This is a genomic window from uncultured Serinicoccus sp. (genome assembly GCF_947500995.1).
In the GTDB taxonomy this organism is placed as follows: Bacteria; Actinomycetota; Actinomycetes; order Actinomycetales; family Dermatophilaceae; genus Ornithinicoccus.
On the sequence record NZ_CANMUA010000008.1, the window covers coordinates 15,429 to 29,826 of the forward strand.

The 14,398-nt window shown below is 73.4% G+C and carries 14 protein-coding genes; 3 read left to right on the plus strand and 11 right to left on the minus strand.

The window, feature by feature from the left end; translation table 11 throughout:
* Positions 1–42 precede the first annotated feature (42 nt).
* On the plus strand, positions 43–984 hold the full coding sequence (locus Q0967_RS12850) for an aminoglycoside phosphotransferase family protein (RefSeq protein WP_299450391.1): 942 nt from the start codon (positions 43–45) through the stop codon (positions 982–984).
* Positions 985–1,119: 135 nt separating this feature from the next.
* Here the strand turns inward: Q0967_RS12850 and Q0967_RS12855 are convergent, their stop codons facing one another.
* From Q0967_RS12855 to Q0967_RS12875, 5 genes are all read right to left on the minus strand, one after another.
* Positions 1,120–2,112, minus strand: coding sequence for an electron transfer flavoprotein subunit alpha/FixB family protein (locus tag Q0967_RS12855; protein ID WP_299450394.1), 993 nt, complete (start codon positions 2,110–2,112; stop codon positions 1,120–1,122).
* The gene (locus tag Q0967_RS12860) at positions 2,109–2,879 is read right to left on the minus strand and encodes an electron transfer flavoprotein subunit beta/FixA family protein (protein WP_298749815.1); all 771 of its coding nucleotides are present in this window, start codon (positions 2,877–2,879) and stop codon (positions 2,109–2,111) included. The genes Q0967_RS12855 and Q0967_RS12860 overlap by 4 nt, the downstream gene beginning before the upstream one ends.
* Complete coding sequence (locus Q0967_RS12865) at positions 2,879–5,476, minus strand: FAD-dependent oxidoreductase (protein WP_299450396.1); 2,598 nt, start codon at positions 5,474–5,476, stop codon at positions 2,879–2,881. Before Q0967_RS12865 ends, Q0967_RS12860 begins: the two co-directional genes overlap by 1 nt.
* Positions 5,477–5,652: 176 nt before the next feature.
* A complete protein-coding gene (locus tag Q0967_RS12870) occupies positions 5,653–6,447 on the minus strand; it encodes an IclR family transcriptional regulator (protein WP_298749819.1) in 795 nt (264 codons plus the stop codon).
* A 65-nt stretch (positions 6,448–6,512) separates the two neighbouring features.
* The gene (locus tag Q0967_RS12875) at positions 6,513–7,223 is read right to left on the minus strand and encodes a TetR/AcrR family transcriptional regulator (protein WP_299450400.1); all 711 of its coding nucleotides are present in this window, start codon (positions 7,221–7,223) and stop codon (positions 6,513–6,515) included.
* An 87-nt stretch (positions 7,224–7,310) separates the two neighbouring features.
* Here Q0967_RS12875 and Q0967_RS12880 point away from each other — a divergent pair, with 87 nt between their 5' ends.
* Positions 7,311–8,012: a DUF4386 domain-containing protein gene (locus Q0967_RS12880; protein WP_299450403.1), complete on the plus strand. Its 702-nt coding sequence runs from the start codon at positions 7,311–7,313 to the stop codon at positions 8,010–8,012.
* Positions 8,013–8,046: 34 nt separating this feature from the next.
* On the opposite strand, the gene Q0967_RS12885 is transcribed toward Q0967_RS12880, so the two are convergent.
* From Q0967_RS12885 to Q0967_RS12905, 5 genes are all read right to left on the minus strand, one after another.
* Positions 8,047–9,288 (minus strand): RNA polymerase sigma factor, encoded by a 1,242-nt coding sequence (locus Q0967_RS12885; protein ID WP_299450406.1) that lies wholly within the window; start codon positions 9,286–9,288, stop codon positions 8,047–8,049.
* Positions 9,272–9,664 carry a YciI family protein gene (locus tag Q0967_RS12890; protein ID WP_299450409.1) on the minus strand — a complete coding sequence of 131 codons (393 nt, stop codon included), beginning with the start codon at positions 9,662–9,664 and terminating at the stop codon, positions 9,272–9,274. Before Q0967_RS12890 ends, Q0967_RS12885 begins: the two co-directional genes overlap by 17 nt.
* Positions 9,665–9,757: 93 nt before the next feature.
* On the minus strand, positions 9,758–10,924 hold the full coding sequence (locus tag Q0967_RS12895; protein ID WP_299450411.1) for an exo-alpha-sialidase: 1,167 nt from the start codon (positions 10,922–10,924) through the stop codon (positions 9,758–9,760).
* A gap of 113 nt (positions 10,925–11,037) precedes the next feature.
* Positions 11,038–11,442, minus strand: coding sequence for a nuclear transport factor 2 family protein (locus tag Q0967_RS12900; RefSeq protein ID WP_299450414.1), 405 nt, complete (start codon positions 11,440–11,442; stop codon positions 11,038–11,040).
* A gap of 15 nt (positions 11,443–11,457) precedes the next feature.
* Positions 11,458–12,300 (minus strand): AraC family transcriptional regulator, encoded by an 843-nt coding sequence (locus tag Q0967_RS12905; protein WP_299450417.1) that lies wholly within the window; start codon positions 12,298–12,300, stop codon positions 11,458–11,460.
* Between the two features lie 51 nt (positions 12,301–12,351).
* Between Q0967_RS12905 and Q0967_RS12910 the strand changes: the two genes are divergently transcribed.
* On the plus strand, positions 12,352–12,906 hold the full coding sequence (locus Q0967_RS12910) for a TIGR03086 family metal-binding protein (protein WP_299450420.1): 555 nt from the start codon (positions 12,352–12,354) through the stop codon (positions 12,904–12,906).
* A gap of 35 nt (positions 12,907–12,941) precedes the next feature.
* Here the strand turns inward: Q0967_RS12910 and Q0967_RS12915 are convergent, their stop codons facing one another.
* Positions 12,942–14,381 (minus strand): trimethylamine methyltransferase family protein, encoded by a 1,440-nt coding sequence (locus Q0967_RS12915; protein WP_299450423.1) that lies wholly within the window; start codon positions 14,379–14,381, stop codon positions 12,942–12,944.
* Positions 14,382–14,398 lie beyond the last annotated feature (17 nt).

The window sequence follows — 14,398 nt, forward strand, 5'->3', positions numbered from 1 at the left end:
CCGGCGAGTCTACGGTCGGGCTCATCTGGCACCATCGCCCGCGTGGAGCAGTCGGAGGTGGTGGCGGTGGCGCGGGCCCGCCCGTGGGCCGACCAGGAGTGGGCGGCCGCGCTGCTGGAACGCTTCCCGGAGGTCCTGGCCCGGACGGTGCGGCGGTGGGACCTGGTGATCGAACGGGCGCACACCGACGGCGTCGGCCTCCCCGTGCTCGAGGTCCGGCGGGGCGGGGAGCCGGCGGCGGTGAAGTTCGACGACGCGGGCACCGACCTGGGCCAGCAGGTGCGGGTCATGCGGGCGGCGGCGGGGCGCGGCTACTGCCGGGTGCTGGACCACGACGCGGACCTCGGCGCAGCCATCCTCGAGCGGCTGGGGCCCTCGCTCGCCCGCACCACCGCCGACGGTCTCGCCCAGGTCGAGGTCCTCGTCCGCCTGCTCGAGCAGGCCTGGGAGCTGCCGCTGGACGTCGCCCAGGACGAGCAGCCCGGGGAGAAGGCCAGCCAGCTGCTCGCCATCGTGGAGACCGAGATCGCCGACGGCGGCTGGGTGCACCGGCACACCGCGGCCTTCGACCGGGCCGCCGCCCTGTCCCGCGAGCTGGTCGAGCACCCGCACCCGGACCGGGTGGTCGTCCACGGCGACGCCCACAGCCTCAACGCGCTCCAACGCCCCGGCGGCGGGTACGCCTTCATCGACCCCGACGGCTTCCTCTGCGAGCGCGACTACGACGTCGGCGTCGCGCTCCGCGACCTCATGACCGAGCTGGAGCATATCTCCAGCGCCGACGGGCCGGCGGCCGCGCGCGAGTGGCACCGCCGCCAGGTCGCCTCGGTGAGCCGGCGCCTCGGGCTGGAGCCGGACCGGGTCGACGCCTGGGCCTTCGTGGAGCGGGTGACGACGGGGGTGTGGCTGCACCGGCTGGGCTACGTCGAGGAGGGCGAGCGCTGGCTGAGCACGGCCGACCTCCTCGCACGGCACGCGCGGTAGGTCCGCGCGACCTGGGGCCCTGTCACGCGTCCGGTGCGGCCCCGACGCGCGTCCGGTGCGGCCCCGACGCGCGTCCGGTGCGGCCCGGGCGCGCGTCCGGTGCGTCCCCGACGCGCGTCCGGTGCAGATGGAGGGCTAGGAGAGCTCCTCCAGGACCGCCGGGATGACCTCGTGCATGTCGCCGATGACGGCATACCTCGCCTTGGTCACCATCGGGGCCTCGCCGTCGGTGTTGATCGCGATGATCGTCTTGGACGAGCTGCAGCCGGCCCAGTGCTGGATCGCCCCGCTGATGCCGCAGGCGAGGTAGAGGTCCGGCGCGATCCGGCTGCCGGTCTGCCCGACCTGCTCGTGGTGCGGACGCCAGCCGAGGCTGGTGACCACGCGCGAGACACCGACGGCACCGCCGAGCCGCGCCGCCAGGGCCTCGACGTCGTCGAACTGGTCCGCTCCCCCGACACCACGACCCGCGCCGACGACGACGTTGGCCCCGGTCAGGGCGGAGGTGTCCCCACCCTCCTTGGCCTCCACGCGCACCACCTGAGCGGCGAGGTCGGCCTCGGTCAGCTCGACCGCGACCTCCTCGACGCGGGTCTCGCCGGGGCTCGGCGCCGGCTCCGGTGCCACGGCATGCCCGGCCACCGAGGCGATCGCGAGGCCGCCCTCGGCCTGCAGCGCGACGCGCTCCAGGACGGCGCCGCCGACGACCTGCCGCTCCACCTCGAGCGGCTCCTCCTGCACGACCGCCACGACGTTGCACGGCATCGGCACGCCGCGGGCCGCGGCGACGTGGGCCAGCACCTCGTTGCCGCGTGCGGTCCCGGCCGCGACGAGGTATGCCGCTCCGCCCGCCTCCGCGGCGCCCTCGACGACCCGCGCCCAGGCGCGGGCGGCATACCGCTCCAGCCGGTGCTCCGGGGTGACGTGCAGCGTCCGCACCCCCTGCTCGCGGCAGTGCGCGAGCACCGCCTCGGGCGGCGCGCCCCCGCAGGGCAGGCCGACGAGCACGGCGTCGACGTCTTCGCCCGGCAGCGTCCGGGCGAAGGTGAGGACCTCCTGGGACACGACCGACAGCCCGGCGCCCTCATCGCCCAGGTCCTCCGGCTCCACCACGACCAGCACGCTCATCGCACGACTCCCAGCTCTCGCAGCACGTCGACCAGCCGCGGCGCGGCGGCCTTCCCCTCGCCGAGCACCTCGACGTTGCTCGCCGGTGGCGGCAGCACGCGCAGCCCCAACCGGCCGCTGCCCTGGGGCACGCCCGAGGGCTCCAGCACCTCCACGCGCGCCTTCTTGGCCTTCATCCGGCCGCTGATGTTGGGGTAGCGCGGCTCGACCCCGCCCTCCCAGACGGTGAGCACCGCCGGCAGCGGGACGTCGAAGACCTCCGTCGGCCCCGAGACGCTGGAGCGCACGTCGAGCCGGTCGCCGACGACCGCGACCTCCTGCGCCCCGGCCACGACGGGTCGGTCCAGCAGGTGCGCCAGCCGGATCCCGACCTGGTGGTCGCCGGTGTCCGCGGCGTCGTTGCCGACGAGCACGAGGTCGAACGGCCGCCCCTCGCTCTCGCGGGCCCGGACGACCTCGGCGATGGCGGCCGCCACGTCGGCCGGCCCGTAGTCGTCGGCGGGGGCGTCGATGCGCACCGCCTCGTCAGCCCCGACCGCGAGCGCGGCGCGCAGCTGCTCGACGCTGTCGTCGTCGCCGAGGGTGAGGACGGTGACCGAGCCGCCGGTGTCGCCCGCGACGGAGACCGCGATCTCGACGGCGCACTCCTCGTGGCTGCTCATGGTGTAGCCGGCGTAGCGTCCGTCGACGCCGCTGCCGTCGGCGCTCAGGACGACCTCGCCCGAGGTGTCGGGCACCCGCTTGACGCAGACCAGGACGTCGGTCATCAGGCCACCCCCACCGGCTCGACCGCCGCGGCGGACTGGGCTGTGCCGCCGTCGGCGGAGGGCTGCTCGAGCTCGGCGTACCGGCCCTTGACCCGCAGGTTGTCCGGGTCGAGCAGCGGGGTCGCGTCCACGCTGGCGACGGTCACCGGGTAGAGCTCCTCCATGTAAGACACGGCCAGCTCGGTGCCGACCACCGCCTGCTCGGGGGGCAGGAAGGCCATGAGCACGTGCGTGCCGAGACTGGGGGCGGAGGCCGCCGAGGTGACGTAGGGGTGGTGCCCGTGCCCGTCGGTGAGGGGCTCACCGTCGCGGCCCAGGATCGGCTCGCCACCGAGCATGTAGCGCTTGACCCCGCTCGCCGAGGTGTGGTCGTCGACGGTCAGTGCGCAGAGCACCGCCTTCGGCGGCTGCCCCGCCTGGGCCAGCACCGCCTCCTTGCCGATGAAGTCGGCGTCCTTGACCTTGGGCCGCTCCATGCCGGTCTCGGAGAGGGTGCGCTCGGCGTCCAGCTCGGCACCGTAGGCGCGGTAGCCCTTCTCGATCCGCCCGGTGGCGGTGTAGACCCCGATGCCGACGGGCACGACCCCGTGCTCGCGCCCGGCCTCGATGAGCCGCTCCCACAGCTGCGCGCCGGTCTCGATCGGCACGTAGAGCTCCCAGCCGAACTCGCCGACGTAGGAGATGCGCGAGGCCAGCACCGACAGGTCGCCCACCTCGATGAGCCGGCAGGTGCCGAAGCGGAAGGTCTGCGGCGAGAGGTCGTCGTCGGTGAGCGCACCGAGCACCTCACCGGCGCGCGGACCCCATACCCCGATCGTGGAGTATGCCGAGGTCAGGTCGACGAGCGAGGCCCCCTCGGGCAGGTGGTCGGCGAACCACTTCTTGTCCACCATGCCGTGCGCCCCGCCGGTGACGACCCGGAACCGGTCGTGCGCCAGCCGCATCACCGTGAGGTCGGAGCGGAAGCCGCCCGTCTCGTCCAGCACGGGGGTGTAGACCACCCGCCCGATCGCGACGTCGGCCTGCGCGACGATGATGCGCTGCACCGCGTCGAGCGCGGCCGGACCGACGACGTCGAAGATCGCGAAGGCGGTGAGGTCGACGATGCCGCCGCGGGCCCGCATGGCCAGGTGCTCGGCGTTGATGATCGGGGACCACCAGCGGGCGTCCCACTCGTGCTCGCGGGGCATGACGGCGTCGCCGAACTCCTCGAGCAGCGGCTCGTTGGAGGCGTACCACTGCGGGCGCTCCCACCCGGCGGCCTCGTAGAACACCGCCCCGAGCTCGCGCTGGCTGGCGTGCATCGGCGAGAGCCGGATGGGCCGGGAGCTCTGCCACTGCTCGGAGGGGTGCACGATGCCGTAGGTCTTGTTGAAGGCCTCGCTGGTGCGGGCGCGGACGTGGGCGCGGGTGCGCTGGTGGGGGTAGAAGCGGGCGATGTCGCTGTGCCCCAGGTCGATCTCGGGGTTGCCGTGGGTCATCCACTCGGCGACCGCCCGGCCGACGCCGGGACCCTCCTTGATCCACACGGCGGCGCAGCTCCACAGGCCCTTGACCTCGGGCGTCTCCCCCAGCACCGGTGCGCCGTCCGGGGTGAGCGAGAGCAGGCCGTTGATGGCGTAGCGGATCTCGGCACGCTCGTCGCCGAGCAGCTCGGGCATGAGCTCCAGCGCCTGCTCGAGCTGGGGGTCGAAGTCGTCCTCGGTGAAGGGCATCTCGGTGGGCGACAGCTTGGCCTGCGCGATGGAGGGGATCTCGTCCGGCTCGTGCAGGATCGCGCGGTGCGCGTAGGAGCCGACCTCCATGTCCGAGCCGTGCTGGCGCTCGTAGCAGAAGGTGTCCATGTCGCGGATGATGGGGAAGCTGATCTCGCCGGGCTTCTCGGCGAGCGGCTCGCACGGGCCGACCGAGATCATCTGGTGCACGGCCGGGGTCAGCGGGATGTGCGCGCTGGCCATCCGCGCCAGCCGCGGGCTCCACACGCCGCAGGCGATGACCACGACGGGGGCCTCGATGTCGCCCTTGTCGGTCTGCACGGCGCTGATCCGACCCTCGGTGACGGTCATCCCCGTCACCTCGACGTTGGCGACGGTGGTGAGCACGCCCTTGGCCTGGGCGTTCTCCCGCATGATCGTGCCGGCCCGCAGCGAGTCGACCACGCCGACGCTGGGCGTGTAGAAGCCGCCGACGATGACGTCCGGGTCGAGGAAGGGCACCATCTCGGCGACCTCCTGCGGCGTCACCATCCGCGACTCGATGCCCCAGGCCTTGGCCGAGGACATCCGCCGTCGCAGCTCCTCCATCCGCTCCTCGGTGCGCGCGACCTCGATGCCCCCCGAGGTGGTGAGCACGCCCATCTCCTCGTACTGCCGCATCGAGTCCAGGGTCAGGTCGGTGATCTCCCGGCTGTGGTCCACCGGGAAGATGAAGTTGGAGGCGTGCCCGGTGGAGCCTCCGGGGTTGGGCAGGGGGCCCTTGTCGATCTGGACGATGTCGGTCCAGCCCAGCTCGGCGAGGTGGTGGACCAGCGAGTTGCCGACGATGCCGGCCCCGATGACGAGGACGTCGCAGCGGTCGGGGAGGGAGGAGGTGCTCATGGTCGCCCTTCTGGTGGTGCGTATCGCGCAACCGTGCGCGTATCACGCAACCAGTCTCATCCCGGGGGCACGAGGTGTCAAGGGTCCGCGCGGTCCGACGGGCACCCTGCGCGGCGACCTGCGGGTATGCCGCCGCCGCGCGCCGTGGTGCCCGTCCCGGCGGCTGGCGGCGCGGCTCAGGCCGCGTGCCAGCCCAGCCGGGCCGAGACGTCGCCGGCCGCCTGCAGGAGCAGCGGCACGATCTCATCGACGCGGGCCTGGTCGATCCGGAAGCTCGGCCCGGAGACGCTGACCGAGGCGCACACCTCCCCGTGCGCGTTGCGCACCGGTGCCGCCACCGCGGTCAGCCCGACGTCCAGCTCGTCGCGGGCGACGGCATACCCGTGGGCGACGACCTCGACGACCAGCTCCTCGAGCCGGCGAGGGTCGGTCACGGTCGCGTCGGTGTATGCCGTGAGCTCCCCCCAGGTGGCGCGTCGCTCGGTCGGGGACAGCTCGCTCACGAGGACCCGGCCGTTGGAGGTGGCGTGCAGCGGGATGTGCTGTCCGACCCAGTTGTAGGAGGTGATCGTCGAGGGACCGATGACCTGGTCGATGTAGAGCGCCGAGCGGTCGCCGAGCACGGCGAGGTTGACCGTCTCGTTGGTCTGCGAGGCCAGCAGGCGGCAGACCGGGCGCGCCTCCTGCACGAGGTCGAGCCGGGCGCTGGTCGCCCCGGCCAGGCGCAGGATGCCCACCCCCAGCCGGACGCGGCCGCGCTCGGTCGGCTGCTCGACGAGGTCGTGGGCGGCGAGGGCCGCGACGAGCCGGCTCGCGGTCGACTTGTGCACCCCCAGCTGGGCGCCGATCTCCCCGACCCCGGCCTCGCCGCGGGCCAGGATCTCCAGGATGGTCAGCGCCCGGTCGACGGACTGGACGGCCCCCTGGCTGCGGGGCTCACCGGCGGGCGAGACGTCACTGTCGTTGCGCATGCCGCAACCCTACGCGCCCTGCGCACAGATCGGGGGCGGACCCCGCCGGGCTGCAACCACCTCGGTCAAGGCACCGTCCGCAACCGCTGCGCCTCGAGTCCGTCCAGCAGCAGGTCGAGGGTGAACTCGAACTCCGCCTGGCTGTCGCACCACCCGAGGACGTCCCCGTCGGCGGCGTGCAGCTCCGAGGCCACCATGGCGCTCAGGTGCGGCAGCGCGTCGGCCATCGCCGTCAGCTCGGCCTCCGAGAGGTCGACGTCCGTGCTGCCCCCGGCCGTGACGGGCGAGAAGAGCTCCTGGGTGAAGCCGAGCGCCATCGACCCGAAGGAGTGCAGCGCTCGGTGCGCCAGGTCATACCCCACTCCCCCCTCGACCATCGTCGCCAGCACCTGCTCGAAGTAGGCGTAGACGCTCGGCGGCACCGAGGCGCGGCTGCTGACCAGTCCCGGGGTCCAGGGATGGCGCACCACGACCGTCCTCGCCGTGAGGAACCGCCGCCGGAGCGCGTCGCGCCAGTCGGCGTCGGCCGCCGCCTCCTCGCCCTGCGCCTCATCGGCCCGCGCCACGGCTGCCTCGATCTCGGCGACGACCGCCTCGACCAGGCCGTCGAGGAGAGCCTCCTTGCCCCGCACGTGGTGGTAGAGCGACATGGCCTCCACGCCCAGGTCGGCTGCCAGCCGGCGCATGGTCAGCGCCGGGACGCCGTCGGTGTCGGCGACGGCCATGGCGGCCGACAGCACCCGCTCCCGGGTGAGGGGCGTCCTGCTCCGTGTCACGTCGACCTCCGGGATCGGCTCGGCTCTTGACCTACCTTACATCGTATGGTTCCCTTACAACGTAAGTCGCCCGCGAGAGGACCCGCCATGACCACGACCACCAGCACACCGCCCCAGCCCGCCGCGCCGGGGCGGACCGCACCGCCCCTGGCGACGGCCCGCACCACGGGGTGGCTCTACCTCGGCCTGGGGGTGACCGGGATGCTCGGCTTCCTGCTCATCCGCCCTCGGGTCGTGGGAGCCGACGGGGCGAGCACCGTCGAGCTCCTGACCGCGCACGAGACCCTCGCCCGGGTCGGCGTCGTGGCCTACCTGGGCACCGTCGTCACCCAGGTCCTCGTCGCCCTGTGGTTCTTCCGGCTCTTCCGCCGCACCGACGCCTTCGTGGCGAGCACCCTGACCACGTTCGGTCTCTTCAACGCCAGCGTGGTGCTCGCCAGCGCCGCCGCGTCGGCCACGGCACTCGACCTGACGCCGCTGGGCCCCCAGGCCGCGGGTGAGGTGCACGCCCTCACCACGCTCGCGGAGAACCTCTGGGGTGTCGGCGCCGTCTTCTTCGGGCTCTGGCTGCTGCCCATGGGCATGCTCGCCCTGCGGGTGGGGATGCCGCGCCCGCTCGGGTGGGTGCTCCTCGTCGGTGGCGGGGGGTATGTCGTCAGCTCGGTGCTCGGGTACCTCCTGCCCGACGCCGCGCTGGCTGCGGCGCTCCTCACGGTGCCCGCGACGGTGGGGGAGTTCTGGATGATCGGCTACCTGCTGCACGGGGGCGTCTTCCGCAGGGCCGCGTGAGGGAGGTCCGCGCGGCCTCTGCGCGGACCGCAGCTCAGCGGTCCAGCTCCTCGATGAGGCCGTCGAGGTGGCGCTGCTCCCGCATGCTCCGCGTCAGCCTGGCCGCCTCGCCCCAGCTGCGCCGTGCGCCGTCGAGGTCACCGGCCCGGGCGAGCAGGTGCCCGCGCACCGCGGGCACGCGGTGCCACCTCCTGTCGGTCACCCGGTCCAGCACGGCCAGCCCGGCCGGGGCTCCCTCGACCTCCGCGGTCGCGGTGGCGAGGGCCACGGTGGTCGCGACCGACGGCGCGACGGCGTCCAGCATGCGGTAGAGGACGAGGATCTGTCGCCAGTCGGTGTCCTCCGGACGCGCGGCCTCGGCGTGCACCGCCGCGACGGCCGCCTGGAGCTGGAACTGACCCACCCCGCCGCGCGGCAGGCATACCTCGAGCAGGTGCACCCCCTCGCGGATGAGCGCGGGGTCCCACAGCCGCCGGTCCTGCCGCTCCAGCGGGACGAGGTCGCCGGCCGCGTCCGTCCGGGCCGGGGTGCGCGCCGCCGTGAGCAGCAGGAGCGCCAGCAGCCCGGCGTTCTCCGGGTCCTCCGGGCACGTGTCGTGGAGCACCCGCGCCAGCCGCAGGGCCTGCTCGACGAAGGCACCGTCCACGACGGTGTCACCGGAGCTGCGCTGGTGGCCCTCGGTGAAGACGAGCGAGACGACGTGGCGTAGGGCCGCCATGCGCTCCGGGAGCTCGGCAGGGTCGGGCGGCCCGAAGGTCGCGCCGCCGGAGGCCAGGGTGGCGCGTGCCCGGCTGATGCGCTGCGCCATCGTCGCCTCGGGCACGAGGAAGCCGGCCGCGATCTCCCGGGTGCTGAGTCCGCCCACGGCCCGCAGCGTCAGCGCCACCCGTGAGCTGGGCGACAGCACCGGGTGGTAGCACCGCAGCATCATCTCCATCACGTCGTCGGGGACGGTGACGGGCTCCTGCTCGTCCGTCGTGTGCACACCGCGGTGCAGCGCGTCCTCCTCGCGGGCGGCGACCTCCTCCCTGGCCTGCCGGGCCGCGTCGCTGCGCACCCGGTCGATGAGTCGACGGGACGCGACCCGCACCAGCCAGGCGCCCGGGTCGTCGGGCATGCCGTCCCGGGGCCACTGCTCGGCGGCCGCCAGCACGGCCTCCTGGGCGGCGTCCTCGCAGTCGCGCACATCACCGTGCCGGCGCGGCAGCGCCCTGACCACCCGCGGCCGGTGGGTGCGCCACGCCGCCTCCAGGGCAGGGTCAGTCGGCGTCGTCACCACCTCCCATGACCGGCCGCAGCTCGACGGTCTCGCCAGGGCCGCTGAAGGCCCGGGTGATCTCCTCGGCCCGCTCCTGCGACTCCACGTCGATGAGGAAGAACCCGGCGAGGTGCTCCTTGCCCTCGGCGTAGGGGCCGTCCGTGACGACCCGCTCCCCACCCGACCACCGGAAGAGCCGCGCGGCGGCCGGGTCGCCCAGCGCCTCGCCGCCGACGAGCTCGCCGCGGTCGCCGAGCTCGCCGAGCATCCGCTCGAAGTCGCCGTTGAGCCGCTCGCGCTCCTCCTGCGACTGCTCCTGGTAGGCGGGGAGGAAGTCGGACGTGGGGTGGCCCCAGGGCTGGGGGTTGGACTGGATGAGGATGACGTACTTCATGCGGGCTCCTTGGTCGTGGCGTGCGGTTACGCGCCGCCGGTCCGGCGACGTCCACCCAGGACGTCGGAGCGGGCGGGCGGATCTCGACATGGGTCAGGTGCGCTCGAGCACCTCCACGGACAGCACCGTCGGGAGGTGCCGGGCGACCTCCGCCCAGCTCTCCCCCTCGTCCAGGCTGGCGAAGACCGAGCCGGTGTTGGTGCCGAAGTAGAGCCCCGCCGGGTCGCCGGCGTCGCCCGCCATCGCCTGGCGCAGCACGGTGAAGAAGCACGACTCCTGGGGCAGCCCGGCCCGCTGCGCCTCCCACGTCGAGCCGCCGTCGGTGGAGCGCCACACCGCGGCGGCGGCGTCCGGCGGGTACCGGCCTTCCATGTCCCCGTTGAGCGGGATGGTCCAGATGGTGTCGGGGTCGCGCGGGTGGACCCGCATCGGGAAGCCGAAGGTGGAGGGCAGCCCGGCGGTGATGTCGCTCCAGGTGAGGCCGCCGTCGCCGGAGCGCCACACGCCGACGTGGTTGCGCTGGTAGAGCACGTCGCCCGGCCCGGGCGCCCTGACGATGTGGTGCACGCACAGGCCCACCTCGCCGCCCCCCGGTCCCCCCGGGTGGTCAACCGCGGCGGCGGCGTCCGGCTCGTCGGGCAGGGCCAGCGCGTTGCGCCGCTCCCACTGGACCCCGGCGTCCTTGGACGCGAAGACCCCGGCGGCGGAGATCCCGAGCCACACCCGGGACGGGTCGCCGGGGTCGGCCAGGATCGTGTGCAGCACCAGCCCCGCCGCGCCCGGGTTCCACTCCTCCGCCGACGGGTGCCGGCGCAGGCTCTCGACCTCGGCCCAGGTCACCCCGCCGTCGTCGCTGGCGAGCAGCGCCGCCGGCTTGGTGCCGGCGTACAGCCGGTCCCCGGCCAGGCCGAGGGACCACACCTGGCTGAACTCCTCGCCGAACGGCACGTCCTGGGGGCTCCACCCGACCGCGGCGGCGAACTCGGGGTCGGCCGCGGCCCACGCGTCCATGGCGCCGGTCGTCAGCCGGCTGAGCTCCCAGGTGCCGCCGCCGTCGGTGGAGCGCCACACGCCCGCACCCGACCACTCACCGCCGCCGCCTGCCCAGATCGTCCCGGTCACGGGGTCGCCGACGACGTGGTTGATCGGCCACCCGTCGCAGAAGGGGCCCCGCACCGCCCAGCCGACGTCCTCGTCGCGCCGCTCGAGGACGAACGCCCCCTTGGTCGTCCCGACGAGCAGCACCGGTCGCCTCGCCATGGCTCCGCCCTCTCCGCGCCGCCGCCGTGGCGGCGCCTCGACCTGATCCTGGCACGTCCCACCGACCGACGTCAGGAATGCGCCTCGGGTCGAGGGTGGGGCAGCAGAGGGCGTCAGGGAGTCGGAGGGCGGGTCCCCTCGGGTGGCTCGGTCTCGCAGTCGGCCCACACCTCGACCATCTCCGCAATGACCCCGTCACGCGCGGTCACGAACATCGCGACCTCGAAGTGCGAATCGGCACCCTCGGAGGTGCCGGTGACGTGCGCCCGCCCGGCCACCCGGTCACCGGCCCCGACGACCTCCTCCAGCCGCATCCGGCCGAAGCCGGGGTAGTCAGCGTTGAAGCGCACCCAGGAGTCGCGGTCGAAGGTCTCACCCGTGTGCACCAGCCGGGACCGGAAGTCCGGCGCCAGCAGGGCAGGCAGGCCGGACCACCGACGGTCGTCGATCGTCTCGACCAACGCCCGGAGCAGCGAGACGGCATCCACGAGGCCGATGCTAGGCCAGGCCCACGCCATACCCGCTGAGTCTGCTCACCGGAGCGGTTGATCACCGCCGAACTCACCGGGGGTCATCCCGGTGACCGCCCGGAAGTCGTGGGTGAAGTGCGCCTGGTCGGCATACCCGAGCCGAGCCGCCAGCTCCGACAGCGACTCGGGCCCCGGGCCGACCTTGAGCGCAGCGACGGCGTCGTGCAGGCGGCGTCGCTGGATGAGCCACTTGGGGCTGAGCCCGACCCGCTGCTCGATCAGCCGTTGCAACGCCCGCTCCCCCAGCCCCGCCCGCCGCGCCAGCTCGTCCACCCGCGTCACCTCGGGGTGGTCGCGCACCCAGGTCATGAGGTCGTTGACCAGCAGTCCGGCGTCGTCCACGGGCAGGTACGCCCTCAGCCACCGCTCGGTCTCCGCAATCGCCTCGGCATGCGCGTCCGGCGAGCCGGGCGCGTCCGCCATCGCGCGGCGGACCTGCACCACCAGGGCCTGGGTGCCCGGCCCGGGCAGCTGAGACAGGTCGAGGTGGGAGTCCCGGACCGTCGCCACCGAGCGCCCCAGCAACAAGCGGCCAGCCGCGGGCCGGAGCAGGGTGCCGACCGCCCAGCCCTCGCCCTCGAGCGTCACCGAGGACCGGCCACGGACGACCCCAAAGAAGCGGGCATAGGTGTTGCTGATGACGACGAGGCATGCCGGGTGCTGCAGCGTGCTCTGCGTCGAGGGAACCGCGAGCGACCACACCGGGATCCAGTAGCGCTCCACGAGGTCGCCCAGGTCGGGAGAAGGCGGATAGCGGTAGATCGGCGGCGAGGGCCGGCTCGCCCCCGTCAGATGGGCTCGGTCGACCGGGTCCGTCGGTCTGGTGACGCCCTCGTCTCGGGACATGTGTCGGATTATCACAAGAGGTGGCACCAGTAGAGCGGTCATGGTGGCTGCATGGACCAGACAGCACGCAGATTCGCCGAGCGCACCGCGCAGTTCACCCAGATCGTTCGCGGGGTCAAGGACCGATGGGACGCCCCCACGCCGTGCGCAGGCTGGACCGGGCGCGACGTCCTCGCCCACGTCATCCAGACCGAGCGCGACTTCCTCGGGCAGCAGGGCTTCGACCTCGGGGCCGCCCCCGACCTCGCCGACCCCGCCAGGGACTGGGAGGAGCACGCCGAGCAGGTCGTGGACATCGTGGACCGGGACGGGGTCGCCGCGCGGGAGTACGACGGCTTCTTCGGCCCGACGACCCTCGGAGCCACGATGGCCGACTTCTACGGCTGGGACCTTCTCATCCACGGCTCCGACCTGGCCCGCGCGAGCGGGCAACCGTGGTCAGTCGACGAGGAGCAGGCCACCGCGCTGACCGCCGTGTCCGACGGGTGGGGCGAGGCGCTCTACAGCGAGGGCATCTGCGCCCCTGCCATCGATGTCCCGGAGGATGCCTCACCGACGGACCGGCTGCTCGCCCGGTTGGGCCGGGACCCGCGCTGGCACCCCTGAGCGGTCCTCACCGCCCTCTCGGGTAGGCCGACGGCTCAGTCGCCCAGCTCGGCCCGGCGCCGCACGACGAAGGCCTCCAGCTCCTCCCGCACGGCGTCGTCCAGCGGTGGCGCCTCGTAGGCCTCCAGCCGGGAGGCGACGACGGCCGAGGCGCGGGTCGCGGTGTCCGGCGACCCCTTGGAGGTCCACCGCTCGAAGTTGTCCGCGCTGGACAGGAACGGCCGGTAGAAGCAGGTCCGGAAGCGCTCCATGGTGTGCATCGCCCCGAGGAAGTGCCCGCCGTGCCCGACCTCGACGTGCGCGTCGAAGGCCAGCGACCCCTCGTCGATCTCCAGCGGCCGGAACTCGTGCTGCAGCATCTCGATGATCTGGCAGTCGACGACGAACTTCTCGAAGCTGCTGACCAGGCCGCCCTCGAGCCAGCCGGCCGAGTGCATGACCCAGTTGGTGCCGGCGAGGAAGGTCGGGAGCAGCGTCATCGTCGCTTCGTAACCCGCCTGGGCGTCCGGCACCTGGGAGCTGGTCAGCCCGCCGCCGCCGCGGAACGGCAGCCCGAAGTGCCGCGCGATCTGCCCGGTGCACAGCAGCCCCAGACCGGACTCCGGCGTGCCGAAGGTCGGCGACCCCGACTGCATGTCGATGGTGGACAGGAACGACCCGAAGATCACCGGCGTCCCGGGCCGGATGGTCTGAGCCAGCGCGATCCCGGAGAGCGCCTCGGTGATCTGCTGGGTCAGGGCCGCGGGGATGGTCACCGGTGACATCGCCCCCATGAGGATGAACGGGGTGAGGACGACGGGCTGCCCGGCGCGGGCGTACTCGAAGAGCGCCTCGAGCATGCGGTCGTCCCAGCGCAGCGGGCTGTTGCAGTTGATGAGCGAGATCGAGGCCGGGGTGACCTCGATCGCCTCGCGCCCGCCGAAGAGGATCTCCCCCATCGCGATGACGTCGCGGGCGTTCTGCCCCGACACCACGTTGCCCATGTAGATCTTGTCGGTCTGCGTCATGAGCGCGAGCGTCATGTCCAGGTGCCGCGAGTCCAGCGGCAGGTCGTTGGGCTCGCAGACGACACCACCGGCGGAGTCCAGCACGTCGAAGCTCTGCGCCAGCCGGGCGAAGCGCTGGTAGTCGTCGAAGGTGCCGTCCCGCCGCGCGTCACCCTCGCGCACGAAGGGCGGGCCGTAGACCGCGCCGAAGGCCATGCTGTCGCCGCCGATGTGGACCGAGCGCTGCGGGTTGCGCGCCTGCACGTCGAACTCCCGCGGCGCCTTCGCGACCTGCTCCAGCACCCAGTCCGGGTCGAGGTATGCCGTCTCCCCCTCGACCTTCTGCCCCGCCTGGCGCAGCAGCTCGAGGGCGTCCTCGCTCGCGAACTGCACCCCCACCTCGGTCATCAGCCGGCGCCACGCGCCATCGAGCTGGTCCATCGCCTGCTCCGAGAGCACCTCGTACCTCGGCATGCGGTTGACGAACATCCCACTCCTCCTCCCCG

Bases quoted from the DNA above. Each gene is read 5' to 3' on its own strand.
- Q0967_RS12870 (WP_298749819.1), bottom strand. From the start codon at position 6,447: ATGCGCAACGACAGTGACGTCTCGCCCGCCGGTGAGCCCCGCAGCCAG.
- Q0967_RS12915 (WP_299450423.1), bottom strand. From the start codon at position 14,381: ATGTTCGTCAACCGCATGCCGAGGTACGAGGTGCTCTCGGAGCAGGCG.
- Q0967_RS12880 (WP_299450403.1), top strand. From the start codon at position 7,311: ATGACCACGACCACCAGCACACCGCCCCAGCCCGCCGCGCCGGGGCGG.
- Q0967_RS12905 (WP_299450417.1), bottom strand. From the start codon at position 12,300: ATGTCCCGAGACGAGGGCGTCACCAGACCGACGGACCCGGTCGACCGA.
- Q0967_RS12900 (WP_299450414.1), bottom strand. From the start codon at position 11,442: ATGGCGTGGGCCTGGCCTAGCATCGGCCTCGTGGATGCCGTCTCGCTG.
- Q0967_RS12865 (WP_299450396.1), bottom strand. From the start codon at position 5,476: ATGAGCACCTCCTCCCTCCCCGACCGCTGCGACGTCCTCGTCATCGGG.
- Q0967_RS12860 (WP_298749815.1), bottom strand. From the start codon at position 2,879: ATGACCGACGTCCTGGTCTGCGTCAAGCGGGTGCCCGACACCTCGGGC.
- Q0967_RS12890 (WP_299450409.1), bottom strand. From the start codon at position 9,664: ATGAAGTACGTCATCCTCATCCAGTCCAACCCCCAGCCCTGGGGCCAC.
- Q0967_RS12855 (WP_299450394.1), bottom strand. From the start codon at position 2,112: ATGAGCGTGCTGGTCGTGGTGGAGCCGGAGGACCTGGGCGATGAGGGC.
- Q0967_RS12910 (WP_299450420.1), top strand. From the start codon at position 12,352: ATGGACCAGACAGCACGCAGATTCGCCGAGCGCACCGCGCAGTTCACC.
- Q0967_RS12895 (WP_299450411.1), bottom strand. From the start codon at position 10,924: ATGGCGAGGCGACCGGTGCTGCTCGTCGGGACGACCAAGGGGGCGTTC.